Genomic DNA, 25,165 nt, shown 5'->3' with positions numbered 1-25,165 from the left:
GGTCAGCGCTGACCGCCGAACACCCCCACCCGAAAGAAGCCCGTGAGATTCACCCGCGAAGAGATCGAAGCCGCGCAGCGCACCGTGCACGCGGCCATGCCCGCCACGCCGCAGTACGCCTGGCCGCTGCTGTCGCAGCGCCTGGGCGCCACGGTGTGGGCCAAGCACGAGAACCACACGCCGGCGGGTGCCTTCAAGATACGCGGCGGCCTGACGTACTTCGAAACATTGGCGCGCGAGCAGCCCGAGGTGCGCCACGCCATCAGCGCCACGCGCGGCAACCACGGCCAGTCGGTGGGCTTCGCCACGCGGCGCCACGGCCTGGCCGCGACCATCGTGGTGCCGCACGGCAACTCGACCGAGAAGAACGCGGCGATGCGCGCGCTGGGCGTCACGCTGGTGGAGCATGGCGACGACTTCCAGGCGGCCTCCGAGCACGCGGGCCTGCTGGCCGAGCGCGACGGGTTGCACCGCGTGCCGTCGTTCCACCGCGAGCTGGTGCGCGGGGTGTCGACGGCGTATGTCGAATTCTTCGAAGCGCTGTCGGCCACGCCGCCCGATGTGCTGTTCGTGCCCATCGGCCTGGGTTCGGGCTTTGCCGCTGCTGCGGCGGCGCGCGCGCATTGCGGGGTGTCGACGAAGCTCATCGGCGTGGTGTCGGCGCACGCCACGGCGTACCGCGATTCCTTCCGCGCGGGCAAGCCGGTCGAGTCGCCCGTGACCACGCGGCTGGCCGACGGCATGGCCTGCCGCACGCCGGTGCCCGAGTCGGTCGAGGTGATCCTGCGCGAGGCCGACGACGTGGTCACGGTCACCGACGACGAAATCGCCAATGCCGTGCGCATTCTTTTCAGCGACACGCACAACGTGGCCGAAGGCGCCGGTGCCGCGGCATTGGCGGCGGCGCTTCAGCAGCAGGAGCGCTGGCGTGGCAAGACGGTGGGCATCAGCGTGAGCGGGGGGAATGTCGACTCGGACATGTTTGCCGGGGTGTTGTCACGCGCTGCTTCTTGAGCGAGGGCTGGCAGATTCGGGACGTGTGAACAACGATGACGTCAGCGGCGTGATCGCGGCCTGAACACCGCAAACGGCCGCACGCAAGACGCTCAGGGCAGCGGCGCCGTATTCGCCGTACCCAGCGGCAACCGGGAAACCTCCGCCAGCAACAACGCCAGTTGCCGGGCAGCCGCATCGATCACCGCCTGCCCGCTGGCCGCGGTCGCAGCCGCCGCGTTGCCCGCGGCGCCGTGGGCGTTGTAGTCCTCCATGGCCCAGCCGAGCTTCGCGCTCTTGCCGTTGCCGAGGATCGCGTAGTCGGCCGCGCGCTGCTCCGAGGTCGAGCGGAAATCCTTCGCCTCGCTCATTCGCACCAGCTGCGGCGTCAGCGCCAGCATCATCGACGTCTCGATCTCGCCCGCATGCACGCCGAAGCGGTGCTCCTGCGCGCTGAATTGCGCGCCCGCGTCGCCCAGCGGCAGGTTGAACCAGCTCACGCTGTACACGATGAGCCCGTGCGCCGCGCGCAGTTCGCGCGCCACGATGTCCATGGCGCCCACGTGACCGCCGTGGGCGTTGAACAGCACCAGCTTCTTCACGCCGGCACGCGCCACGCCCGCGCCGATTTCGTTCCACACGCGAATGAGCGTCTCGGCCGACAGCGTGAGCGTGCCCGCGAAACGCGCGTGCTCGGGGCTCAGGCCGATCTGCTGGGTCGGCAGGAACAGCACCGGCAGCTCGGGCGGCAGCAGCGGCAACGCGGCCGCGACGATGCCGTCGGCCAGCACCGTGTCCACGCCCAGCGGCAGGTGCGGGCCGTGCTGTTCGGTCGCGCCCAGCGGCAGCACGGCGACGGTGGCCGAGGCGTCGAGCGACCCGAAATCACGGGTGGTGAGCTGGGACCAGAAACGGGGCAACGAAGGGGCCTGGGGAGCATTCATGGCGCGATCTTAGGCCGGACGCACGGTCATTTCGGGGAGCTTCTGTCTGACAAAAGCAGGCGGCAGGCACTCAGAAAACGCCAATCTGTTCACGGATACAACCAAATCCTGGCACTTTGGTTTGCCATTGTTAACAGTTCTCTCTAGAGTGAATTCCAAGTCAATTTTCAGAACCGTGGTGTTGCACCCCGTGTTTCGCTATTTAGCGGTTCGACTTTCGCGGCGGCGTGGGCCGGGCGAAAGGTGTGGTCAAAGGGAGCAGAGTGTTCATCCAGAAAAAAGCTGGAGGCACGGTCATGGCCGGGCGCAAGCGTGCGCTCGCCGGTTCGTTGTCTCGTCACCTCGCACAAGCAGCGCGAGGATTTCCCCCCATCGTTTGCGTGCTGGCCTTCGGTACCTCGGCTGCCGTCGCGCAACCGCTTGTTACCGGCACTGCCGCAGCCGGCGCATCCGCGGTCGCACAGGACACAGCTGCTTACAGCGCACAGCAGCACGACGCGCTGATCGCCGCGCGCCGTGGAGGCCGCGTCACGCCCGCGCAGGCGCTGCAGCAGCTGAAGGCCTGGCTTGCTCCTTCGCAAGGGACGCAGGGGACGCAAGGCGCATCCGGAGAACCCGGCGAACCTGAGCGGCGCCGCATCGCGTCCGACGCGATCACCCTCGCGGCCTCCGACGGCCAGTACGCCGAGGCCGTGGCGCTGGCCCACCAGTTCCCGCTGTCGAGCCTGCGCGACTACGCGCTGGGCCCGCTGGCCGTGGCCGCGCGGCGCACCCGCGACCTGCCGTTGCAAGGCGAGGCCGTCAAGCTCTGGCGCACCCGCCAACCCGAAGCCCGCGAGCCGCGCGTGCACGAGGCGTACTGGCGGCTCGACAGCGGCGACGTGGCAGGCGCCCGCGCGCTGTACGACACGCTCTCGCAGCCCGCGCCGAAGCAACTCGACGACCGCGTTTCCCTGCTGGAGCTGCGCGCCGCGCTGGCACGCGCCGACAAGGACACGTTGCAGGCGCTGGGCGCCTACACCGAGGCTGGCGCCCTGCGGCCCGATCGCGCCGACCTGCGCCGTGAAGCCGACTTTCTGCTCGCGCAGAGCGGTGCCGCGTCCAGCGCCTTCAGCGACGCCGAAGCCGCCGAGCGCGCGCGGCCCGGCAGCTTTTCGCCGCTGGCGCTTTCCACGCTGCAGCAAGATGCCCTGGGCCAGCAACTGCGCTGGGCCATCCGCGAACGCGACCAGCGCCTGGGCGCCGAGCGCGTGGTGGCGCTCGACCGCGTGCTGGCCGGGCAGGAAGCCGCGCTGGCCCGCGCCGATGCCGCCGCGCTGAAGGCCGAGCCCACGGAGGCCGAGGCCTGGCGCGCATTGCGCGTGCGGTTGCTGTCCGACCGGCTGCTGGCGCTGGTCGAGCGCGGGCGCCCCGCGGACGCCATCGCGCTGTACGAGTCCATGCGCGCCGCGGGCACCGAGCTGCCGTTCTACGGCCTCGGCGCCGCGGCACGTGCGTATGCGCAGGAGCGCCGCTCGATCGAGGCGGTGCCGCTGTACGAAGCTGCGGTCGCCAAGGGCGGCGACGACGTGCCCATGCCCGACCCGCTGTACTTCGGCCTCGTCTACGCCTACCAGGACACCGGCCGCTTCGACGACGCCGAGGCGCTGCTGCAGCGGCTCGAAGGCGCCACCCCGGCCTACCTGCGGCTGGCGCCTGAAGCGCGCCGCCCCAACGAGCAGTACGCCGACGTGGCCGGCCTGCGCGGCCTGATCACCCTGTACGGCGACCGCCACGCGCTGGCGCAGCACGAGTTCGACGTGCTCATGCGCGAGGCGCCGATGAACGCGGGCTACGGCTACGGCGCGGCGTTGACCGAGCAGCTGCGCGAGCACCCCGAGGCGGCCGTGGCGCGCTTCGAGGCGCTGGCGGCCGACCAGCCCTACGACATCAGCGCGCGCACCGGCCACGTGTCGGCGTTGCTCGATGCCGACGAATACGGCGAGGCGCGCCGCCGCGCCGAATCGCTGGTGGCCGACGCACCCGACACCGCCGAAGTGCGCGACATGGAGCGCAAGCGCCGCGCCATCACCGGCCCGCGGCTGGACGTCGAGGCCGAAGCCTCGCGCGGCGGTGCCGCCATTGCCAGCCGCGAGTGGCGCGTCGACAGCCGGCTCAGCTCGGGCCTCATCAACGACGAGTGGCGGCTGTTCTACGACCAGTCGCTGGGCCGCGGCAACACCGACATCGGCAACGCCAACTGGGCGCGCGGCGGCCTCGGGCTGAGCTGGCAGCGCGGCCCCTGGCTGGCCGAGGGCGCGCTTCAGCATTCGAACGGCGGCCCGTACCAGAACAGCGTGGCCGGCCGCCTGGACTACCGCGCCAGCGACGCCTGGCGCCTGTCGGCCACCTACGACGGCGACAGCAAGAACCTGCCGTGGAAGGCGCGCGTGGCCGGCATCGGCGCGCGCGAGACCGGCGCGAGCGTGGGCTACGTGGTGAACGAATCGCGCCGCTTCGACCTGCAATACCAGCGCCTGGACTTCAGCGACAACAACGTGCGCGACGGCCTGGAGCTGGGCTGGCGCGAACGCTGGATCAGCACGCCGGGCTTCCAGCTCGAGACCAAGCTGACCACCGGCGCCGGCCAGGGCCGCGCCGTCGACGCGCCCTACTTCAACCCCTCGAGCGACAGCAGCACCGAGCTGGGCGTGCGCGCGCAGTGGCTCAACTGGAAGCGCGACGACCGCCAGTTCTTCCAGGCGGTGGAGCTCAGCGGCGGCAGCTACCGGCAGGCCGGCTTCGGCAGCGGCCCGCTGTGGAGCCTGCGCTACGAACACCGCTGGGAGCTGGGCCCCAAGCTCACGCTGCGCTACGGCCTGAGCATTTCCAGCCATCCCTACGACGGCGTGCGCGAACGACAGCGCGGCGTTTTCCTGAACCTCTCGATGCCCCTGCCGTGATGCGAACGACGACCTCTTCTTCCAGCCTTCTGAACCCTCTCGCGCTGTTGCGCACCGCGCTGTTCGGGCTGCTGTGCGCGCTGTCGCTGGCCGCCCCCGCGCAGCCGCTGCCGAGCGCCGACGCCGACGACGGCGTGAGCTTTCGCGTGCTCGCCTTCCACGACGTGCGCACCAACGTGCGCGCCAGCTTCGAGGACTCGCCCGACGAGACCGCCATGGACGAGCGCACCCTGGCCGAAGTCTTCGCCTGGCTGCAGCACAGCGGCTACCACCCGGTGAGCCTGCAGCAGATCGTCGACGCGCGCGCCGGCGGCAAGCCGCTGCCCGCGCAGCCCGTGCTGCTGAGCTTCGACGACGGCTACCGCAGCGCCTACACCAAGGTGTTTCCGCTGCTCAAGCGCTACAACTACCCGGCGCTGATGGCGCTGGTGACCAGCTGGCTCGAAGTGCCGCAGGGGCAGCTGGTGCACTGGGGCGACAAGCCCGCGCCGCGCGAGAACTTCCTGCTGTGGCCGGAGGCCGCCGAAATGGCGCGCTCGGGCCTGGTCGAGTTCGCGAGCCACACCGACGCGCTGCACACCGGCATCCTGGCCAACCCGCAAGGCAACATGCTGCCCGCCGCGGCCACGCACCGCTACGACGCGGCCACCGGCCGCTACGAAAGCGACGAAGCCTACGCGCAGCGCGTGGAAGCCGACCTGCGCCGCAGCCGCGAGCTCATCGAGCGCCACACCGGCGCCAAGGTGCGCGCCACCGTGTGGCCCTACGGCGCCTACAACACGGCCGCGCTGAAGGCGTCGGAGCGCGCGGGCATGCCCGTGACGTTCACGCTGGACGACGGCCCCAACACCGCGGCGGTGCCGCTGTCGCGCATTCGCCGCGCGCTGGCCGCCTACGACAACGCCGCGCCCGACTACGCCCAGCTGCTGCGCAGCCCCGTGGGCGGCGAGGTTCGCCCGGTCAACCGCGTGATGCACGTGGACCTGGACTACGTGTACGACCCCGACCCGGCGCAGCAGGAACGCAACCTGTCGCTGCTGATCGACCGCGTGGCCGCGGTGCGCCCGCGCTCGGTGTTCCTGCAGGCCTATGCCGACCCGGACGGCGACGGCGTGGCCGACGCCCTGTACTTTCCCAACCGCCACCTGCCGATGCGTGCCGACCTGTTCAGCCGCGCGGCCTGGCAGCTGCGCACCCGCACCGGCGTGAAGGTGTACGCCTGGATGCCGGTCACGGCGTTCAAGCTGCCCGGGTCGAACCCGCTCGCCACGCACACGGTGGTGGCGCAGGGCGGCACCCTGCCGGCGGACCATGACCAGCGCTATCACCGCCTCTCGCCCTTCGACCCCGCGGTGCGCGCGCTGGTCGGCGACATCTACGAGGACCTGGGGCGCTACGCGTTCTTCGAGGGCGTGCTGTTCCACGACGACGCCATGCTCGCCGACGACGAGGACGCCAGCCCCGCCGCGCTCGCCACCTACGCACGCTGGGGCCTGCCGGGCGACGTGGCCGCCATTCGCGCCAACCCCGAGCTGATGGCGCGCTGGACCACGGCCAAGACCCGCTACCTGATCGACTTCACCCATGAGCTCGCCGCGCGCGTGGGTGCCTGGCGGCCCGCGCTGGAAACCGCGCGCAACCTGTATGCGCGCCCGGTGCTCGAGCCCCAGGCCGAGCAGTGGTTCGCGCAGAACTACGAGGCCTCGCTGGCCGCCTACGACTACGTGGCGCTCATGGCCATGCCGCGCATGGAAGGCGAAGCCGATGCCGATGCGTGGCTGGGCCGCCTCGCGCGCCGCGTGGCGGGCACGCCGCGCGGCCTGGACGGCACCGTGTTCGAGCTGCAGGCGCGCGACTGGCGCACCGGCGAGCCGGTGCCCGACGCCGAGCTCACGCGCCAGTGGACGCTGCTGCACCGCGCCGGCGTGCGCCACCTGGGCTACTACCCCGACGACTTCCTGAACGACCAGCCCTCGCTGGACACCGTGCGCCGCGCCATCTCCGTGCGCACGCTGCTGCCGCGCGTGCTGCGCTCGCCCTCGGCCGCGGAGATTCCGCCGCAGCCCGAGGCATCGAAAGCACCCGCGACAGCGCCGATGACAACAACGACAACACCCCCGCTACCCGCGCGCCCCGCGCAAGGAGAACGCTCGCCATGAGCTCCAGCCACTTCCTCGCGCAGACGCTGCCTTCGCTGCTGTTCGGCTTCGTCTTCTACTACCCCTTCTTCATGGCCTATGTGTGGATGGCCGGGGGCCTCTCGCATGCGTGGGTGTTCGAGCGCAAGCGCGACGTCGACGCCAACCCGCTCGCGCTGCTGCCCTCGCAGCCGCTGGTGACGGTGGTGGTGCCCTGCTTCAACGAGGTGCCGCACCTGCGCGAGGTGATCGAGCAGCTGATGCGCACGCGCTACCCGCACTTCGAGGTGATTGCCGTGAACGACGGCAGCACCGACGGCACCGGCGAGCTGCTCGACGAGATGACCACCGAGTACAGCCGCCTGCGCGTGGTGCACAACGCCAGCAACCAGGGCAAGGCCGTGGGCCTGAACACCGCCTGCCAGCTGGCGCGCGGCGAGTACATATTGGGCATCGACGGCGACGCGCTGATCGACGAGGACGCCATTGCCTGGATGCTGCTGCCGATGCTGGCGTCGGAGCGCATCGGCGCGGTCACCGGCAACCCGCGCATCCGCACGCGCACCACGCTGCTGGGGCGCATGCAGGTGGGCGAGTTCTCTTCGATCATCGGGCTCATCAAGCGCTCGCAGCAGCTGGTGGGCACCCTCTTCACGGTGTCGGGCGTGATTGCCATGTTCCGCCGCCGCGCGGTGATCGACGTGGGCTTCTGGAGCCCCGACGTGCTCACCGAGGACATCGACATGAGCTGGAAGCTGCAGCTCGCCGGCTGGAAGCTGCGCTTTGAGCCGCGCGCGCTGTGCTGGATCCTGATGCCCGAGACCTTGCGCGGTCTGTGGAAGCAGCGCCTGCGCTGGGCCATGGGCGGCATCCAGACCATGCTGCGCTACACCTCGCAGCTGCTGCGCCCGCGCAACTGGCGCATGTGGCTCATCTACCTGGAGTACATGACCAGCGTGGTGTGGGCCTATGCCATGGCGCTGGTGCTGCTGGTGAGCCTGGTGCGCCCGCTGCTGCCGGACGACTCGCTGTGGCATTCGGCGCTGCTGCCGCACTGGCAGGGCACGCTGCTGGCCATGACCTGCATCATGCAGATGCTGCTGAGCCTGTGGATCGATCGCCGCTACGACCGCGACCTGATGCGCTATTTCGCCGGAACGATCTGGTACCCGATCGCCTTCTGGACCATCACGATGGCGACCACCGTCATCGCCCTTCCCAAAGTCCTGATTCGCCGACGCGGCAAACGCGCGGTGTGGACGAGCCCCGACAGAGGAGTTTCCGATGCGCCATGACACCCACGAGACACAAGCCACATCCGTCGACAGCGTCTTTCCCGACGCCGTGCACGACACCCCGCCGCCGAGCCGCCGCCGCTCGTGGGGCCAGCCCGCGGGGGAGGAACCCATCATCGACGCTGCGCGCATCTCGCTGCGCGCCTACGGCAACGGCCGCTCGCCGCAGCGCACGCTGGCCATGTACCTGTGGCTGCGCGTGCTGCGCCCGGCCGTGACCATTGCGATCTGGTTCTGCGCGGTCTGGTACGCCTGGCCCTACGTGCTGGGCGCGCGCTCGCAGCCCGAGGTGCTGCACCTGCTGGGCCTGTACGCCGTGCTCATCGGCGTGATCCTGGTCGCGATGCTGGTGATGGCCCCGTGGCGCCGCCGCCAGAACCGGCGCGAGGTGCCGCCCGAGGCGGAACAGTCGTCGCTGTTCGCGCTGGCCACCTTCATCGACGTGCCGCCCGCGCGGCTGTCGGCCTGGCAGCGCACGCGCCAGCTGCTGGCACACCACGACAACAACGGCCACCTGCGCGACGCCACCGACACCGCGCCCGGCGCGCTGGAACCCGAGCCGCGGCATCGCACCGCGGGCCGGCACTGAAGCACTGAAGCACTCGGGCACAGCCCCGATGCTGGCCTGAAAGCCGCGGCGCACAGCCGCGTGCGTGCAGGGGTTTAGCGCCGGTGCTTCAATCGCCGGCTCACCCCTTTCATCACGCTCCCAAGGATTCTTCATGGACCTCCAGCTTCAGGACCAGCACGTACTCATCACCGGCGGCAGCAAGGGCATCGGCCTGGCCTGCGCGCTGGGCTTCCTGCGCGAGGGCGCGCGCGTGAGCCTGGTGTCGCGCGACATCGCCAACCTGCGGCAGGGGCAGAAGACCTTGCTGGAGGCGTACGCGCAGGCCGAGGGCCGCGTGTCGGTCCATGCCGCCGACCTGAAGGACCCGGCCAGCGCCGTGGCCGCGCTGGACGCCGCCGAGCAGGCCTTTGGCCCCGTCGACGTGCTCGTCAACTCGGCCGGCGCCGCGCGCCGCACCCCGCCCGCCGACCTGACTGCCGCGTCGTGGCACGACGCCATGGACGCGAAGTACTTCACCTACATCCACATGATCGACCCCGTCGTGAAGCGCATGGGCGCGCGCGGGCGCGGTGCCATCGTCAACGTCATCGGCCAGGGCGGCAAGGTGGCCAGCCCCGTGCACATGGCCGGCGGCGCGGCGAACGCCGCCCTGATGCTCGTGAGCGCCGGCATGGCCGCGGCCTACGCCGGCAAGGGCGTGCGCGTGAACGCGGTGAACCCCGGCCTCACGCTGACCGAGCGCTTGCAGGAAGGCATGAAGGCGGATGCCAAGCTGGCGGGCATCGGCACCGACGAGGCGCTGGAGCGCGCCAAGGCGCGGCTGCCGCTGGGACGGATCGCCACGCCGGAAGAAGTTGCCAACACCGTGCTGTTCCTGGCGTCGGGCAAGGCGAGTTATGTGACCGGGGCGATCGTGGCGATGGATGGGGCCGTGACGCCGATGATTTGAGGCGGGCAGGCAGGGGCGCATCCAGGGCCATGCAGTTTCGAGCGCCGCTGCCCTCACCCCCGCCCTCTCCCGGAGGGAGAGGGAGCAATACCCGGGCCCCAGGCCGAGCGCAGCGGCGGCCCGACCGTTTTCACAGGCCGAGCGAAGCGATGGCCTGTTGCCCCCCTCCCCTCTGGCTGCGCCGAGGAGCGGAGCGTTTCGCGGATCAGGGCTCGCCCTTGTTTGAGCGAAGCGAGTTTGGGCGAGACCCCGCGAAACGTGAGCACCGCAGGTTGCTCCGTAGCGCAGCGCAGGAGTCGCAGACAGTGGGGTCGCCTTTTCTTTGGCTACTTTCTTTTGGCGAAGCAAAAGAAAGTAGATCGCCCGCCGGGGCGAGTCCCGGCCAGCCGCCCCAAAAAACCCCACCCCCCAAAACCTACCCCCTCAACAAAACCTCAAACTTCAAAGCCAAAAAATCCACAAACGCCCGAACCCGAGCCGGCACAAACCTCCCACTGGGCAACAACGCATGCAGCGGATAAGCCTCGGTCTCCCATTCAGGCAGCAACCGAACCAGCCGCCCCGCCCGAATGTCATTCCGCACATCCAGCGCCGACTTCAGCGAAACGCCGTACCCCGCCACCGTCCACTCGCGCGCCAGCGAGGCATCGTCCACGCTGCGGTCCCCGTTCACCCGCACCTCCGTCCACTGCCCGTCGAGCGCAAACCGCCACACCCGGTGCCGCCGCCCCGAGCGGTTGAACGTCAGGCAGTTGTGGTGCACCAGGTCTTGCGGCACCCGGGGCGCCCCGTGCCGGCGCAGGTAGTCCGGCGAAGCCGTCAACAGCGGGTTGGTCATTGCAAAGGGCCGCGCCACCAGCCGCGAATCGGCCAGCGCCCCGTAGCGCAGCGCCACGTCGACCTCGTCGCGCATCACGTCCAGCGGCCGGTCTCCCACCGACAAAGACAGCTGCACCCCGCTGTGCAAGGCCAGGAATTCGTCGAACCAGGGCAGCAGCGTGCTGCGCGTGAGGTCCGACGGCGACGCCACGCGCAGCGTGCCCACCAGCTCGCCGCGGTCGGCCGTGACCAGCGATTCGCCCTCGGCCAGCAGCTCGAAGGCGCGCACCGCGTAGTCGAGCAGCGTCTGCCCCTGCGGCGTGAGGCGCATGGCGCGCGTGGAGCGCTCGAACAGCCGCGCGCCCAGCTGCGTTTCCAGCCGCTTCAGCGTGGCGCTGGCCGCCGCGGGCGTGATGCCCAGCGCATGCGCCGCGGCCGTGAGCGTGCCGCCGCGCGCGGTGTGCACCAGCACCTGCAGGTCGGAGAGATTTTCAATCTTCATTTGAAAGTGTTGCGCATTCGGCCAGTCTTATCAAACCGGCGTTGCGATCCTACATTCGAGGCATCGTCACTGAAAGGTTTCCCGTCATGAAAGCCATCGGCTACTACCAACCCCTTCCCATCGACAACCCCGAATCGCTGCAGGACATCGAGCTGCCCGCTCCGGCGGCCGGCGCGCGCGACCTGCTGGTGCGCGTGAAGGCGGTGTCGGTCAACCCGGTGGACACCAAGGTCCGCAAGAACGCCGCGCCCGAGCCCGGCCAGGCCAAGGTGCTGGGCTGGGACGCCGTGGGCACGGTCGAGGCCGTCGGCGCCGGCGTGAAGAACTTCAAGGTGGGCGACCGCGTGTACTACGCCGGCTCCATCGTTCGCCCCGGCGCCAACGCCGAGCTGCACGCGGTGGACGAACGCATTGCCGCCATCGCGCCGAAGAGCCTCGACGACGCGCAGGCCGCGGCGCTGCCGCTGACCACCATCACCGCGTACGAGCTGCTGTTCGACCGCCTGCAGGTGCCCAAGGACGGCGGCGAAGGGCAGACGCTGCTCATCACCGGCGGCGCGGGCGGCGTGGGCTCCATCCTGATCCAGCTGGCGCGCCAGCTCACCAGGCTGCGCGTGGTGGCCACGGCCTCGCGCGCCGAAACCCGCGAATGGTGCCTGGCGCTGGGCGCGCACACCGTCATCGACCATTCGAAGCCGCTCGCCGCCGAGCTCAAGGCCGCCGGCATCGGCGAGGTCGACATGGTTGCCAGCCTCACGCAGACCGAGCAGCACTACGCGCAGATCATCGAAAGCCTGAAGCCCCAGGGCCAGCTCGCGGTGATCGACGACATGAAGGTGCTCGACGCGATGCCGCTGAAGACCAAGAGCCTCTCGCTGCACTGGGAAATGATGTTCGCGCGCTCGCGCTTCGAGACGCCCGACATGGCCGAGCAGGGCAAGCTGCTGGCCGAGGTGGCGGCGCTGGTGGACGCGGGCCGCATCCGCACCACGGCGAACGCGAGCTTCGGCACCATCAACGCCGCCAACCTGAAGAAGGCACATGCTCTCATCGAGAGCGGCAAGGCGCAGGGCAAGGTGGTGCTGGCGGGCTTCTGAGCCGGAAGGCGCGCCGCAGGCCCCCGCAAAATGGGCGCATGACCGACAACGCTTCCCCGCCCCTGATCGAATTCGACACCGAGCGGCTGCGGCTGCGCCAATGGCGCGAGAGCGATCTCGCGCCATTTTTCGCGCTGGCCTGCGACCCGCAGGTGATGGAGTTTTTGCTGCCCCTGCCCACCCGCGCCGACAGCGACGCGCTGGCCGAGCGCGCCAAGGCGCGCATCGCCGAGAACGGCTGGGGCCTGTGGGCGGTGGAAGAAAAAGCCTCGGGCGAATTCATCGGCTTCACCGGGCTCAACGTGCCCGCGGCCGTGCTGCCGTTCTCGCCCTGCGTGGAAATCGGCTGGCGCTTTGCGCGCCATGCCTGGGGCCGGGGCCTTGCGAGCGAGGCCGCGCGCGGTGCGCTGCAGGTGGGCTTCGAGCGGCTGGCGCTCGACGAGATCGTGGCCTTCACCGGCGTCGGCAACCTGCGCTCGGCGGCGGTGATGGCGCGCATCGGCATGACCGAGGACCTGGCCGGCGCCTTCGACCATCCGCTGGTGCCCGAGGGGCACCCGCTGCGCGCGCACCGGCTCTACCGCATCGGCCGGCCGGGGCGCTGAAAGCTGAAGACCGAAGACCTTCGACAGCGGTTGGCGGCTGGCGGCTATTTGTCCTTCGACACCCGCCACACCGCGTTGCCCACGTCGTCGGCCACGATCAGCGCGCCGCTCTTGTCGAGCGTGACGCCCACCGGCCGGCCCTGGGCCTTCTCGTCGGCGGTGAGGAAGCCGGTGAGCACGTCGACCGGCGGCCCGCTGGGCTTGCCGCCGATGAAGGGCACGAACACCACCTTGTAGCCCGACTTGGGCTTGCGGTTCCACGAGCCGTGCTCGCCGATGAACACGCCGCTGGCGAACTGCTCGGGCATGACGCCCGCGCGCGAGAACGCCATGCCCAGCGGCGCGACGTGCGAGCCCAGCGCGTAGTCGGGCGCGATGGCCTTGGCCGCCATCTCGGGGTTCTGCGGGGTCACGCGCGCATCGACGATGCCGCCGTAGTAGGTCCACGGCCAGCCGTAGAAGGCGCCGTCCTTCACCGAGGTGAGGTAGTCGGGCACCAGGTCGCTGCCGATTTCGTCGCGCTCGTTCACCACGGTCCACAGCGCCTTCGTGTCCGGGTCCCAGCCCATGCCGTTGGGGTTGCGCAGGCCGCTGGCGAACAGGCGCTTCTCGCCGCTCCTGGTGTCGACCTCCCAGATGGCGGCGCGGCCCTCTTCGGCGGCCAGGCCGTTCTCGCCGATGTTGCTGTTGGAGCCGACCGTCACGTAGAGCTTGCTGCCGTCGGCATTGGCGATGACGTTCTTGGTCCAGTGGTGGTTGATGCCCGCGGGCAGCTGCGTCACCAGCGTGGGGTTGGCGCTGATGGCGGTCTGGCCTTCGGTGTAGGGCACCTTCACCAGTGCGTCGGCGTTGGCGATGAACAGCTCGTTGCCCACCAGCGCCATGCCGTAGGGCGACATCAGGTTGGTCATGAAGACCTGCTTGACCTCGGCCACGCCGTCGCCGTTGGCGTCGCGCAGCAGCGTGATGCGGTTGGCGCTGGGCACGCCGGCGCCGGCGCGGCCCATGACCTTGCCCATGACCCAGTTGCGCACCTTGGCCACGATGCCGTCGCCGCCGTCGGTGGCGCTGCCGCCGGGCTTGGGCGGCTTGTTGCTCTCGGCCACGAGGATGTCGCCGTTGGGCAGGGTGTAGACCCAGCGCGGGTGGTCGAGCCCGCGCGCCAAAGCCGTCACCTTCATGCCTTCGGCGGGCGTGGGCGTGGCGGTGTCGGTCCAGCCGACGGCGGGCGCCACGTTGACGGTGGGAATCAGCGTCTTGTTGGGCTCGGCCAGCTGCGGGCGCGGGCCGGTGGTGGCCTCGGGCGTGAGCTTGGCGGCCTCGCCGCAGCCGGCGACGAGCAGCGCCGCGGCCACTGCCACGGCGAACGCGGGCGCGGATGCCTGCCAGGGCAATGCCGTGCGGGTGGGTGCTTGCTGCGGTGCTTTCATGCGGGGTCCTTGCTTGCTTGCGTGCTTTGCGGCCGGGCGCCGCTTACCGGGCGGATCATCTACCGGCCGCGCGGCGCCGGGTTGTCGGTCGTGGGCGCTTTCTGGCGTGGGCGCACCTCATTCGCGCATCGCCGCTACCATCGCCGGATGACCGAAGACCTGTTCCGCGCCGACGCCTACTTGCGCGCCTGCGAAGCCCGCATCGTGCGCATCGACGAGGCTGGCGTCGTGCTCGACCGCACCGTGTTCTATCCGCTGGGCGGCGGGCAGGCCGGAGACAGCGGCGTGCTGGCCTTGGCCGATGGCCGCGAGCTGGTCATCGCGGATACGCGCAAGGCGAAGAACGAGGAAGGCCAGCCGACGGACGAATTCGTGCACGTGCCCGCGCCGGACCAGGTGGAGCTGCTGGCTGCGCTGAAGCCCGGCGACACCGTCACCGCCCGCATCGACTGGGAGCGCCGCCACCGCCTGATGCGCTTTCACACCGCCACCCACCTGCTGTGCCACCTGGTGCCGCAGCCCGTGAACGGCTGCTCGATCACGCCCGAGTACGCGCGGCTCGACTTCCACATGACCGACCCGCTGGACAAGGACGCGCTGACGGCCGGCCTGCTGCAACTGGTGCAGGCGGCGCACCCGCTCACCGTGGGCAGCATCACCGACGAGGAACTCGACGCCAACCCGGGCCTGGTCAAGAGCATGAGCGTGCAGCCGCCGCGCGGCCTGGGCACGGTGCGGACCATCCGCATCGGCGGCGGCGGAGGCAGCGGCGCCGAAGGTGATGTGCAGATCGACCTGCAGCCCTGCGGCGGCACGCATGTGGCGAACACCTCGGAAATCGGCGCGGTGGTGGTCACCAAGATCGAGAAGAAAAGCGCGAACAGCCGGCGCGTGGTGCTGGGCTGGGCCCCATCCACCGGCTTGCCCGCCACCTCGCTCGCCGCTTCGCCCGCCGCCGTCGCCGCCTGAAACGGCCGGAACTTCGCCCCCACTGAACGCTCCGACAGCAGGCATGATCTTCTCGCGCATCCATTTCGCTACGCTTCTGATAGCAACCGCCGCAGCCAGCATGCCGGCCGCCGCGCAATTGGAGTCCAAGCCGGGCGCGGTGGTCATCACCCCGCATGTGCGCGCCGAACTGATCGCGCACGCGCCCAACGGCGTGACGCCCGGCGCCCCGGTGTGGGTCGGCCTGCAGATCACGCACCAGCCCGAGTGGCACACGTACTGGAAGAACGCCGGCGATTCGGGCCTGCCCACCGAAATGACTTGGACGCTGCCGCCCGGCGTGTCCACCGGCGAAATCGCCTGGCCGGTGCCCGAGAAGATCGCAGTCGGCAGCCTGGCCAACTACGGCTACGAGAACACCGTGCTGCTGCCGGTGCCGCTGGAGGTATCCACGCTGTACAAGCCGCCGGTGGCGCTGGGCAACACGCCGGCCATGGACATCCAGCTGAAGGCCTCATGGCTGGTGTGCCGCAAGGAATGCATTCCCGAAGAAGGCACCTTCTCGCTCTCGCTGCCGCTGCAGGGCTCGACCGCGCTGCACAAGGCCGATTTCGACACCGCCGCCGCCGCGCAGCCCCAGCCGCTGGCCAAGCCCGGCAGCGTGGAGGTCGACGGCCACACGCTGAAGGTGCGCCTCGAAGGCCTGCCCGCCGCCGTACAGGGCAAGACGCTGGGCTTCTTCCCCGAAACGCCCGAGGTGATCCGCACCGCGGCGGTTTCCGGCAAGGACTGGACCCAGGCCTGGCAGGACGGCACCTGGACCGCCACCCTTCCGCTGGCCGACCAGCGCAGCGCGAGCCCCACGGCGATGCCGCTGGTGGTGGCGCTGGCCGAGGCCGACAGGCAGCCCGGCCAGCCGATCGCCTGGCGCGCGGAGCCGCCGGTGTCGGGCACCTGGCCCGCGGCCGCCGCGCCACGCGCCGAGGTGTCGCCGGCGCTGCAGGCCGCGCTGACCGCCAACGCGGCCACTGCAGCCAATGCGGCTAATACGGCTGGATCGGCCACCGACCTGCCCGCCCCCTCCTCCACCACCTTCATGGCCGCCCTCTTCGGCGCCCTGCTCGGCGGCCTGCTGCTCAACCTGATGCCCTGCGTGTTCCCGATCCTCGCGATCAAGGTGCTGGGCTTCGCGCGGCAGGCGGGCAACGACCGCGCGCACCGCAGGGCCGGGCTGGCCTACACCGGCGGCGTGATCCTGTCGTTTCTGGCGCTGGGTGGCGCCATGCTGGCGCTGCGCGCGGCCGGCGCCGGCCTGGGCTGGGGTTTTCAGCTGCAGTCGCCGGGCGTGGTGGCGGCGCTGGCGGCCCTGTTCACGCTGCTGGGGCTGAACCTGGCGGGCGTGTTCGAGTTCGGCCGCGCCGCGCCGTCCTCGGTGTGCAGCGCGCAGGCCAAGCATCCGCTGGCCAACGACTTTCTCTCGGGCGTGCTGGCCGTGGTCATCGCCTCGCCCTGCACCGCGCCTTTCATGGGCGTGTCGCTGGGCTTTGCCATCGGCCTGCCGGCCGCGCAGGCGCTGTTGCTGTTCGCGGCCATGGGGCTGGGGCTGGCGCTGCCGTACCTGGCCGCCAGCTTCGTGCCCGCCGTTTCGCGGCTGCTGCCCCGGCCGGGCCCGTGGATGCACACGCTGCGCCGCCTGCTCGCCTTTCCGATGTTCGCCACCGTGGCGTGGCTGGTGTGGGTGCTGGGCCAGCAAAGCGGCATCGACGGCGCAGGCACGCTGCTGGCACTGCTGGTGTGCATGGCCGCCGTGGTCTGGGCGCTCACGCTCACCGGCCGCACGCGCGTGGTGATTGCCGGGCTGCTGATCGCCTTCACCGCCGTGCTGGCGGCCGCCATCGGGCGCAATGTGTTGCAAACGGTTGAGCCGGCGCAGCTGGCTGCTGCCGACGCAAAAGGCACACAGGGAGCACAAGGCACGCAAGGCCAGCGCTGGCAGCCCTGGTCCGCCGAGCGCGTGGCCGAGCTGTCGGGCGACGGCCGGCCGGTGTTCATCGACTTCACCGCCGCCTGGTGCGTGACCTGCCAGTACAACAAGAAAAGCACCCTGGCCGACGCGCAGGTGCTGGCCGACTTCGACGCCAAGAAGGTCGCCATGCTGCGCGCCGACTGGACCCGTCGCGACCCGGCCATCACCGCCGCGCTCACCGCGCTGGGCCGCAGCGGCGTGCCGGTGTACGTGCTGCAGGCGCCGGGCAAGCCGCCGGTGGTGCTGACCGAGATACTGGGCAAGGACGAAGTCCGCGCCGCGCTCGCCGCGCTTTGACCACCGCTGTGACATGGGTTGTCACATGCACTTGAAGAAACCGTTCTAAGCTGCAGGCGTTGTTTGGAATTTTTCTTTTGGAGTTCAAGCTGGCCATGTCTCTTTCGCCAACCGCCGACTCGCGTTCCCTGCGCGCCGCGCGCCATGCCCGCGCCGCCCTGAGCCGGGCCTCCCGCCGTGCCGTCGTCGCCGCAGCCGTGGCGCTGGGCGCCACCTTCCTGATGGGCACCAACGCCCTTGCCGCGCCGGCCGTGGGCCAGCAGGCCCCCGACTTCGTCGCCGTCGACACCACCGGCGCCAAGCACAAGCTGTCCGATTTCGCGGGCAAGTTCGTCGTGCTCGAATGGACCAACCCCGGCTGCCCCTTCGTGCGCAAGCACTACGGCAGCGGCAACATGCCCGCCACGCAGAAGGCCGCGACCGACAAGGGCGTGGTGTGGCTGGCCATCAATTCGACCGAGCGCGCCGCCACCGACTACCTGAAGGCCGACGCCATGGACGCCTGGATGAAGTCGCAAAAGGCCGCGCCCACCGCCGTGCTGATGGACGAGGACGGCGTGATCGGCCAGGTCTACGGCGCGCGCACCACGCCGCACATCTTCATCATCGACCCCAAGGGCACGCTGGTGTACGCGGGCGGCATCGACAGCATCGCCTCGGCGCGGGCCGACGACATCAAGACCGCCACCAACTATGTGAACCAGGCGCTGGGCGAGGCCTTCGGCGGCAAGCCGATATCGGCGGCGAGCACGCGGCCGTACGGGTGTTCGATCAAATACAAGACCTGACGCAAGACCTGACGCGATCGGACTTTCACCGCCGCTCCCACCCGGCGTGACAGCTACCTGACCGCCGCAGTCAGGCAGCGGTCGGGAAGCCCGGCCTACCCTTGGCATCCACATACGCCACAGGGGACAACAACATGGGCACCGCGCCTTCCAGAGCGCCGCAAGGCGCGAGCGGCCATGCCGCATCCGGCACCACCGCCATCGCTTCCTCCTCGAAAGTCGCCACCGTCCTGCGCGTGACCGGCGGCAACTTCATGGAGATGTTCGACTTCTTCCTGTTCGGCTTCTATGCCACGCAGATCTCGAAGGCGTTCTTTCCGGCGGGCAACGAGTTCGCCTCGCTGATGCTCACCTTCATGACCTTCGGCGCGGGCTTCTTGATGCGCCCGCTGGGCGCCATCTTTCTGGGCGCCTACGTCGACCGCGTGGGCCGCCGCAAGGGGCTGATCGTCACGCTCGCGCTGATGGCCACGGGCACGCTGCTGATCGCCTGCGTGCCGGCCTACGCCACCATCGGGCTGGTGGCGCCGCTGCTGGTGCTCATCGGGCGGCTGCTGCAGGGCTTCTCGGCCGGCGTGGAGCTGGGCGGCGTGTCGGTCTACCTGTCGGAGATGGCCACGCCGGGCCACAAGGGCTTCTACGTGAGCTGGCAGTCGGCCAGCCAGCAGGTGGCCATCGTGGTGGCGGCCGCGCTGGGCTACTGGCTGAACGTGACCTTCACCTCGCAGGAAATCGGCGACTTCTACTGGCGCGTGCCCTTCTTCGTGGGCTGCCTGATCGTGCCGGTGCTGTTCATCATTCGCCGCTCGCTGCAGGAGACCGAGGAGTTCATGGCGCGCAAGCACCGGCCCGACGCGCGCGAGATCTTCCGCTCGATGGTCAGCAACTGGGGCCTGGTGGTCGCCGGGATGATGCTGGTGTCGATGACCACCGTGTCGTTCTACCTGATCACCGTGTACACGCCCACCTTCGGCAAGGCCGTGCTGCACCTGAGCACCACCGACGCGCTGGTGGTCACGCTGTGCGTGGCCATCTCGAACTTCATCTGGCTGCCGATCATGGGCGCGCTGTCGGACCGCGTGGGGCGCAAGCCGCTGCTGATCCTGTTCACGGTGCTGACCATCCTCACCGCCTACCCGTCGCTCAAGTGGCTGGTGGGCGCGCCCAGCTTCGCGCGCATGCTCGAGGTGGAGCTGTGGCTGTCGTTCCTGTACGCGAGCTACAACGGCGCGATGGTGGTGGCGCTGACCGAGGTGATGCCGGTCAACGTGCGCACCGCCGGCTTCTCGCTGGCGTACAGCCTGGCGACCGCGCTGTTCGGCGGCTTCACCCCGGCCATTGCGACCGGGCTGATCGAGATGACCGGCGACAAGGGCGCGCCGGGGCTGTGGATGACGGCGGCCGCCATCTGCGGGCTGATCGCGACGCTGGTGCTGTACCGGCGCAACGTGAGCGCGGCGGATTCGCGGCGCGTGCCGGTGGTTTGAACGCCGGCCTGCCGGGCTGGCAGGGTGACGATTGTTAGCAGTGTCAGCAAGGCAGTCCTCGCAAACTGCCGCGACCTCTTGTCCTGCCAAGGAAGTCGTCGATGCCGCGCACGCTGTCTGTCTGTTCCCCCGCGATTCCTCTCGCCCTCGGTCGCCCCGCGCTGGAGCCCGTGCGGCTCTCGGGACGCGAAGGGCTCGACAGCCTCTTCGCGTATGAGCTGCTGCTCAAGACGCCGGACGCGCTGAACCTGGGCGCCTCGGGCGCCGCGGACTTCGATCTCGATGCGTTCGTCGGCCGCGAGTTGCGCTGCGAGATCGCGCTCGACGGTGCGGCGCCTCGCCAGATCAATGCGCTGATCACCGATGCCGGCATGTGGGGCGAGGAAGGCCGGCACATCCAGTACCGCCTCACCCTGCGCCCCTGGCTCCACCTGGCCACCCTGCGCACGGACTGCAGGATCTTCCAGGACAAGACCGTCGTGGAGATCCTCGACGAGCTGCTGGCCGGCTACCTGTTTCCCGTCGACAAGCGGCTGCTCGCGACCTACCCCGTGCGCGACTACCAGACGCAGTTCAACGAGAGCGACTTCGACTTCTTCTGTCGGCTGTGCCAGGAGTGGGGCATCAGCTACCACTTCGAACATTCGGGCGGCAAGCACAGGCTGGCGCTTTCGGACGCGATGGCGGCATACGAGCAAGCCGACGGCGAGGCGTACCGGCAGGTCGAGTACCACGCGCCCGGCTGGAAGCTCGATGCGGAGTACATCCACCGCTTCGTGCCCTCGCGCCGCCTGGCCAGCGGCCGCTACACCACCAGGGACCATGACTACACCCGCCCCGGGGCGGACCTGGGCGCGAGCCGCAGCGATCCGCGCCCCACCGGCCAGGCCGACGGCGAGGTCTACCAGTGGCACGCGCCGACCGGCGGCGTCCACGTCGCCCAGCCCCGGGCGGGCCGCGCCGCCGCCAATGACCCCCACGAAGAGGCCGGCCACCTGGCGCTGCTGCGCATGCAGGCCTTGCGCACCGGCAGCGCGCGCGTGCAGGCCAGCGGCAACCTGCGCGCCATGGTGCCCGGGCGCACCTTCAGGCTCACCGGGCATCCGAATGAACAAGCCAACGCCGAGTACCTGGTGCTCGACACCCGCCTCCTCATCGAAGACATCGGCGAGAACAGCCAGGCCACGGAAGCGACCGGCCGCAAGCAGCAATGGAAGGTCGAGGTCGACTTCACCGCCCACCCCGCCACGCAGGTGCTGCGCCCGGCGCTGACGCAACCCAAGCCGCTGTGCGAAGGCCCGCAGGTCGCGCTGGTCGTCGGCCCCGAAGGCGAGAACCTGTGGACCGATGCCTACGCCCGCATCAAGGTGCAGTTTCCCTGGGACCGCGCCGGGCGCAAGAACCAGCACAGCAGCTGCTGGCTGAGGGTCGGCTCGCCGTGGGCCGGCAACCAGTTGGGCGGCATGCACCTGCCGCGCATCGGCCAGGAGGTCGTCGTCAGTTTCATCGGCGGCGACCCCGACCTGCCGCTGTGCTCGGGACGGGTGCACAACCAGAACAACAAGCCGCTATGGGCGCTGCCGGACCAGTCGGCGCTTTGCGGTTTTCGCTCCCGCGAGCTCACGGCCGAAGGCGGCAACAGCGCGATGGGCCGCAGCAACCACCTGGTGCTGGACGACACGCAGGACCAGATCCAGGCGCAACTCAGGAGCGACCACCGCTCCAGCTCGCTGAGCCTCGGCGCCATCACGCGCATCGAGCGCCACGAAGGGCGCAACGAACCGAGGGGCGAAGGCTTCGAACTGAGAACGGACGGGCACGGGGTGCTGAGGGCAGGAAACGGCCTGCTCCTCAGCGCCGAGGCGAGGCCCCACGCCGCAAGCCATGCAAAGGACATGGGAGAAACCGTCGAACGGTTGAAGGCGGCCCAAGACCAGCACGATGCGCTCGCGCAAGCGGCACAGGTGCACAAGGCGCAAGACCGCCACGCCGACCAGCACGAAGTGCAGCAGGCGGTCGAGGCGCAGAACGACGCCATCGAAGGCCGCCAGGGCGAACACCCCGAACTGGACGAACCCCACCTGCTGCTCGCGAGCCCCGCGGGCATCGAAGCCAGCACGCCGGGCAGCATCCACCTGTACACCGCGCGGCACAGCGCCTTCACCAGCCAGGGCCACGCGTCGATCAGCACCGCCAGGCGCTGGCTCGCCAGTGCGGCGGACGGCCTGCGGGCCTTCACCCACCGCAAGGGCATCAGGCTTGTCGCGAGCGAAGGCCCGGTCGAGGTCCAGGCGCACGACGGCGAACTCACGCTGCTGGCGCACGAGGACGTGGTGCTGAAGAGCATCGAGGGCGAACTGCACATCACGGCGCGCAAGAAGGTCGTGATCATCGGCGGCGGCAGCTACACCGAGTGGAGCGCGCAGGGAATCACGCACGGCACCGCGGGCACATGGCAAGAGCATGCGGCGCTGCACGCGCAGGTCGGGCCCCGGAGCCGACCGGTGCCGGTCGTCTCGTTCGACGCGCCGAGCGTGCCTGCGCCTTCGGCCAGGTTTCGTTTCTCCGTCTGAAGGGCCAGGCGACATGATCATCAGCCCTCCCTTTCTCTCGCTGCGCGACATTCCCGTCTACGACGACCAGTGCGTGAAGAGCGTCATGCCCGGCGGCATCGTCGGCAGCGGCGCCTTCCCGGTCAGCCAGGCCATGGCGTGGCATGGCGGCTTGCACATCCATGCGCCGACCAGCGACGAACCGGTGCGCGCCATTGCCGACGGCACCGTGATCTTTCGGCGCGACGGTTTCGTCGCCGGTCGCCCCGGCAGCGGCAACGCGCGCTATGACAACGAAGACCATTCCACCGGCTGCGTCGTGATTCGCCACACGACGGAAATCGGGGCCCAGGGAACGGCACCGGTCACGGTCGTGTATTACTCGATCACGCAGCATCTGCGGCAGTTGGATGGCAGCCTGCCGGCGGTGGGCAGCCCCATCCGCCGCAAAGACCGTCTCGGTCTGGCAGGCACGATTCATGGACAGAGCGACCGCATTCACCTGGAGATCGTTGCCGGCGATGCGGATGTTCAAAGCCTCATGGGACGGAACTCGGGAAACCTGGACACGAGCAGAAACGGCCGAAGCGATGCGGTCTTCGGAAAGATGTACGTGCTCATTCCCGCGAAGAGCCCGTACTACAGCGCGCAGCCTGTGGGCGCACCGGCCGCGCCCGCAGGAGACACAGGAAGCGACGACCTCTTCATCAGCATCCAGTACGCGGGCAACGCCGAGCTGGTGACTGTCAAGGTCACTGGCGAGAGGGTGGGACAGGTCTTGGAGGTCAATGGCGCGTACAGCATCTACGCGGAGGCCGCGGCACGCCACAAGCAGGCCACTGCGGGCTCGAGTCCGAGCGGGTGGTATGAGCTGCTCAGATTCGGTCGCAACCTGGGCCCTGACCCCGTCCCCACCCATGCGCCGCATTGGCGCAAGGTCGCAGTACCGGGCCAGACGAGCGGCGCCTGGGTCGACCTGAATGCGGGCAACACCCGGAAATTCAGCGACGCCGACTTCCCGCATTGGATCGGCTGGAGGCTGATCGACGATGACGTGACGGACGAGGACAGCCGTTGCGATTCGGCGATCCTTCATGCAATGCTTTCCTCGCCGCAAGGGGTCGACGGCACGACGCTGACTCCGGCGCAAAAGGCAGCGGATCGCGCGCGCAACCTGTGCCGGTCGGACATTCAAGAAACACTGGCAAAAACAATCTGCAAGTTCCCGACCGAGTGGGCCAAGGACGAAGTGCGGGCCCGTTGGGCCTGGACGAGAAGCCGAGGCAACCCCCTGATGCCCTATCCGCTGGAAGACGAAACCGACTTCACCGAAATGACGGAGTTCGCGCAGAAGCTGTGCTTCTGGGAAGAGCTCCCGGCAGAGGACAAGGCCCGCCTGACGACCAGGCACTGGCACTTTCATCCCGGCGAGTTCATCAACCACTTTCGCAAGAGCGGGTGGTTGAGCCCGCAGGAGATGGCCGGCGTCATCGCCGCCGCCCCCGCCGATGGACGGGTCCGCGCGGAGGCACTCCGGCTCGAGATGAACCTGATGCTCCGGAAGTACCTGATTGCGCACAGCCGTCTGCTGCAGGCGCATTTCCTCGCCCAGGTCGGGCACGAAACCGGGTGGTGGCGGTTTCGCGAAGAGTTCGGCAACGACAGGTACTTCCGGACCATGTACGAGGTGATCACGCCTGCGGAGGCCGCGCAGGACCACAACTCCGGGCTGGCGCAGCGTCTCAACCTGGTGCAGCGTGGCGAAACTGCGCCGACCTACGCTGCGCGTCGTCCAGGCGCAGTTGCCGCCAAGGCCCAGGGCATGGACAACGGTGTTGCAAGCGCCGCCGCGGGCGGCATGGCGGGAGACGGCCCGCGATTTCGGGGACGAGGCTTCTTGCAGATCACCGGAAGACGAAACTACGCGAGCTACGGCGCCTTTCGCGGCCACGACTTCGTGTCCGACCCCAATCCGCGGCTGCTGGCGTCCAACGATTTCAATGCCTGCGACGCGTCCGGATTCTTCTGGGCGAGGGAACGAGCCAGTGCCGAGGCCAGTGCAGGCTTTGCGCCGGTGAACGTGACCCGGGTCGGAGGGATCGTCAATCGGGGCAGCGCCAGCAGGGTGCCTCTGGAGGACAGGGAGCGCCAGCTCGCGTTCACCGGCATCTGGGGTCGCTTGAATGACGCACCTTGAATTTCCGACACTCGCGCTGTTCCTGCTGCTGGGGTGTCAGCCGGCTTCCGCCGACGACATGGCAAAGGGCTGTGCCGGACGCACCTTGTTTGCGAAGGCAGGCTTGCTTCGAACGGAGTGCACAACATCGAACGGAGTAACCACTGAACGGTACGTCGGCACGAAGCACACCTCCCCCTATGCCACCGCATTCGACCAGCGCGAGATGGTCGTGGTGCACGGGAACGACCCGGGCAGCGTCAAAACGGCGGCAGGCATCGAGATCGATCCGCGCCACCCGTCTGCGGAGCCGCCCTTGCTCTCCCCGCCCTTGAAAGACCAGATCTCAAGGCAGGGCAAGGCGCTTGTGGCGCGGGCATACAAGCGGTGGCATGTTTCGGCGTTTCAGGTCGACTACGGCACGCAAGGCGGGTTTCCAGGGTTTTTCCTGGTGTGCGCGACGGCGACCAGAAGCTCGGCCAAGGCCACGGCCATCGTCTCGGAGTGCTTTGCGCCAGAGGAACGCGAGCGCTTCTACGGCACGCTGGACTCGATGCGATGACGGCGCGTGCAACCCGCACCGCCCCGGCACACACCCCTGCGACA

At 69.5% G+C, this 25,165-nt stretch carries 18 protein-coding genes; 15 read left to right on the top strand and 3 right to left on the bottom strand.

The window, feature by feature from the left end; genetic code table 11:
* Positions 1 to 42: 42 nt before the first annotated feature.
* Positions 43 to 1,014, top strand: a complete 972-nt coding sequence (locus tag QTI51_RS28700) for a threonine dehydratase (RefSeq protein WP_286516998.1) — start codon at positions 43 to 45, stop codon at positions 1,012 to 1,014.
* A 92-nt stretch (positions 1,015 to 1,106) separates the two neighbouring features.
* On the opposite strand, the gene QTI51_RS28695 is transcribed toward QTI51_RS28700, so the two are convergent.
* Positions 1,107 to 1,937 carry a creatininase family protein gene (locus QTI51_RS28695; RefSeq protein ID WP_286516999.1) on the bottom strand — a complete coding sequence of 277 codons (831 nt, stop codon included), beginning with the start codon at positions 1,935 to 1,937 and terminating at the stop codon, positions 1,107 to 1,109.
* A gap of 380 nt (positions 1,938 to 2,317) precedes the next feature.
* Here QTI51_RS28695 and pgaA point away from each other — a divergent pair, with 380 nt between their 5' ends.
* The 5 genes from pgaA to QTI51_RS28670 all read left to right on the top strand — a co-directional run bounded on the left by pgaA (position 2,318) and on the right by QTI51_RS28670 (position 9,832).
* Positions 2,318 to 4,879 (top strand): poly-beta-1,6 N-acetyl-D-glucosamine export porin PgaA, encoded by a 2,562-nt coding sequence (gene pgaA, locus QTI51_RS28690; protein WP_286517000.1) that lies wholly within the window; start codon positions 2,318 to 2,320, stop codon positions 4,877 to 4,879.
* Positions 4,879 to 7,038 carry a poly-beta-1,6-N-acetyl-D-glucosamine N-deacetylase PgaB gene (gene pgaB / locus QTI51_RS28685; RefSeq protein ID WP_286517001.1) on the top strand — a complete coding sequence of 720 codons (2,160 nt, stop codon included), beginning with the start codon at positions 4,879 to 4,881 and terminating at the stop codon, positions 7,036 to 7,038. The genes pgaA and pgaB overlap by 1 nt, the downstream gene beginning before the upstream one ends.
* Positions 7,035 to 8,312, top strand: a complete 1,278-nt coding sequence (gene pgaC / locus QTI51_RS28680) for a poly-beta-1,6-N-acetyl-D-glucosamine synthase (protein ID WP_286517002.1) — start codon at positions 7,035 to 7,037, stop codon at positions 8,310 to 8,312. The genes pgaB and pgaC overlap by 4 nt, the downstream gene beginning before the upstream one ends.
* Positions 8,302 to 8,901, top strand: coding sequence for a poly-beta-1,6-N-acetyl-D-glucosamine biosynthesis protein PgaD (pgaD, locus tag QTI51_RS28675; protein WP_116910753.1), 600 nt, complete (start codon positions 8,302 to 8,304; stop codon positions 8,899 to 8,901). The genes pgaC and pgaD overlap by 11 nt, the downstream gene beginning before the upstream one ends.
* A gap of 133 nt (positions 8,902 to 9,034) precedes the next feature.
* A complete protein-coding gene (locus tag QTI51_RS28670) occupies positions 9,035 to 9,832 on the top strand; it encodes an SDR family oxidoreductase (protein WP_286517003.1) in 798 nt (265 codons plus the stop codon).
* Positions 9,833 to 10,247: 415 nt separating this feature from the next.
* On the opposite strand, the gene QTI51_RS28665 is transcribed toward QTI51_RS28670, so the two are convergent.
* Positions 10,248 to 11,153, bottom strand: a complete 906-nt coding sequence (locus tag QTI51_RS28665; protein WP_286517005.1) for a LysR family transcriptional regulator — start codon at positions 11,151 to 11,153, stop codon at positions 10,248 to 10,250.
* An 86-nt stretch (positions 11,154 to 11,239) separates the two neighbouring features.
* Between QTI51_RS28665 and QTI51_RS28660 the strand changes: the two genes are divergently transcribed.
* Both QTI51_RS28660 and QTI51_RS28655 read left to right on the top strand, forming a co-directional pair.
* Positions 11,240 to 12,250 (top strand): zinc-binding alcohol dehydrogenase family protein, encoded by a 1,011-nt coding sequence (locus QTI51_RS28660; RefSeq protein ID WP_286517007.1) that lies wholly within the window; start codon positions 11,240 to 11,242, stop codon positions 12,248 to 12,250.
* A 38-nt stretch (positions 12,251 to 12,288) separates the two neighbouring features.
* On the top strand, positions 12,289 to 12,855 hold the full coding sequence (locus tag QTI51_RS28655) for a GNAT family N-acetyltransferase (RefSeq protein WP_286517009.1): 567 nt from the start codon (positions 12,289 to 12,291) through the stop codon (positions 12,853 to 12,855).
* A gap of 44 nt (positions 12,856 to 12,899) precedes the next feature.
* Here the strand turns inward: QTI51_RS28655 and QTI51_RS28650 are convergent, their stop codons facing one another.
* On the bottom strand, positions 12,900 to 14,285 hold the full coding sequence (locus QTI51_RS28650) for a PQQ-dependent sugar dehydrogenase (RefSeq protein ID WP_286517011.1): 1,386 nt from the start codon (positions 14,283 to 14,285) through the stop codon (positions 12,900 to 12,902).
* 147 nt (positions 14,286 to 14,432) lie between these two features.
* On the opposite strand from QTI51_RS28650, the gene QTI51_RS28645 reads away from it, so the two are divergent.
* From QTI51_RS28645 to QTI51_RS28615, 7 genes are all read left to right on the top strand, one after another.
* On the top strand, positions 14,433 to 15,254 hold the full coding sequence (locus tag QTI51_RS28645) for an alanyl-tRNA editing protein (protein ID WP_286517012.1): 822 nt from the start codon (positions 14,433 to 14,435) through the stop codon (positions 15,252 to 15,254).
* Between the two features lie 43 nt (positions 15,255 to 15,297).
* A complete protein-coding gene (locus QTI51_RS28640) occupies positions 15,298 to 17,556 on the top strand; it encodes a protein-disulfide reductase DsbD family protein (protein ID WP_503011550.1) in 2,259 nt (752 codons plus the stop codon).
* Positions 17,557 to 17,651: 95 nt separating this feature from the next.
* A complete protein-coding gene (locus QTI51_RS28635) occupies positions 17,652 to 18,344 on the top strand; it encodes a thioredoxin family protein (protein ID WP_207786732.1) in 693 nt (230 codons plus the stop codon).
* A gap of 134 nt (positions 18,345 to 18,478) precedes the next feature.
* Positions 18,479 to 19,831 carry an MFS transporter gene (locus QTI51_RS28630; RefSeq protein WP_286517089.1) on the top strand — a complete coding sequence of 451 codons (1,353 nt, stop codon included), beginning with the start codon at positions 18,479 to 18,481 and terminating at the stop codon, positions 19,829 to 19,831.
* Between the two features lie 101 nt (positions 19,832 to 19,932).
* Positions 19,933 to 22,404 (top strand): type VI secretion system Vgr family protein, encoded by a 2,472-nt coding sequence (locus QTI51_RS28625; RefSeq protein ID WP_286517017.1) that lies wholly within the window; start codon positions 19,933 to 19,935, stop codon positions 22,402 to 22,404.
* A gap of 13 nt (positions 22,405 to 22,417) precedes the next feature.
* Entirely contained in the window at positions 22,418 to 24,580 is a 2,163-nt protein-coding gene (locus QTI51_RS28620) for a hypothetical protein (RefSeq protein ID WP_286517019.1), read from the top strand.
* Positions 24,567 to 25,121: a hypothetical protein gene (locus QTI51_RS28615; RefSeq protein ID WP_286517021.1), complete on the top strand. Its 555-nt coding sequence runs from the start codon at positions 24,567 to 24,569 to the stop codon at positions 25,119 to 25,121. Before QTI51_RS28620 ends, QTI51_RS28615 begins: the two co-directional genes overlap by 14 nt.
* The last annotated feature ends 44 nt before the right edge of the window (positions 25,122 to 25,165 follow it).

It is taken from the genome of Variovorax sp. J22G73, assembly GCF_030317035.1.
Lineage (GTDB): Bacteria > Pseudomonadota > Gammaproteobacteria > Burkholderiales > Burkholderiaceae_C > Variovorax.
Note: the sequence above shows the minus strand (reverse complement) of the source record. Positions and strands in the feature narration are given on the sequence as shown.

Excerpts from the sequence above, each read along its gene's own strand:
- pgaC (WP_286517002.1), top strand. The coding sequence starts at position 7,035 with ATGAGCTCCAGCCACTTCCTCGCGCAGACGCTGCCTTCGCTGCTGTTC.
- QTI51_RS28645 (WP_286517012.1), top strand. The coding sequence starts at position 14,433 with ATGACCGAAGACCTGTTCCGCGCCGACGCCTACTTGCGCGCCTGCGAA.
- QTI51_RS28630 (WP_286517089.1), top strand. The coding sequence starts at position 18,479 with ATGGGCACCGCGCCTTCCAGAGCGCCGCAAGGCGCGAGCGGCCATGCC.
- QTI51_RS28625 (WP_286517017.1), top strand. The coding sequence starts at position 19,933 with ATGCCGCGCACGCTGTCTGTCTGTTCCCCCGCGATTCCTCTCGCCCTC.
- QTI51_RS28655 (WP_286517009.1), top strand. The coding sequence starts at position 12,289 with ATGACCGACAACGCTTCCCCGCCCCTGATCGAATTCGACACCGAGCGG.
- QTI51_RS28670 (WP_286517003.1), top strand. The coding sequence starts at position 9,035 with ATGGACCTCCAGCTTCAGGACCAGCACGTACTCATCACCGGCGGCAGC.
- QTI51_RS28695 (WP_286516999.1), bottom strand. The coding sequence starts at position 1,937 with ATGAATGCTCCCCAGGCCCCTTCGTTGCCCCGTTTCTGGTCCCAGCTC.
- QTI51_RS28620 (WP_286517019.1), top strand. The coding sequence starts at position 22,418 with ATGATCATCAGCCCTCCCTTTCTCTCGCTGCGCGACATTCCCGTCTAC.
- QTI51_RS28640 (WP_503011550.1), top strand. The coding sequence starts at position 15,298 with ATGATCTTCTCGCGCATCCATTTCGCTACGCTTCTGATAGCAACCGCC.
- QTI51_RS28615 (WP_286517021.1), top strand. The coding sequence starts at position 24,567 with ATGACGCACCTTGAATTTCCGACACTCGCGCTGTTCCTGCTGCTGGGG.
- pgaB (WP_286517001.1), top strand. The coding sequence starts at position 4,879 with ATGCGAACGACGACCTCTTCTTCCAGCCTTCTGAACCCTCTCGCGCTG.
- QTI51_RS28635 (WP_207786732.1), top strand. The coding sequence starts at position 17,652 with ATGTCTCTTTCGCCAACCGCCGACTCGCGTTCCCTGCGCGCCGCGCGC.
- QTI51_RS28660 (WP_286517007.1), top strand. The coding sequence starts at position 11,240 with ATGAAAGCCATCGGCTACTACCAACCCCTTCCCATCGACAACCCCGAA.
- QTI51_RS28650 (WP_286517011.1), bottom strand. The coding sequence starts at position 14,285 with ATGAAAGCACCGCAGCAAGCACCCACCCGCACGGCATTGCCCTGGCAG.
- QTI51_RS28665 (WP_286517005.1), bottom strand. The coding sequence starts at position 11,153 with ATGAAGATTGAAAATCTCTCCGACCTGCAGGTGCTGGTGCACACCGCG.
- pgaD (WP_116910753.1), top strand. The coding sequence starts at position 8,302 with ATGCGCCATGACACCCACGAGACACAAGCCACATCCGTCGACAGCGTC.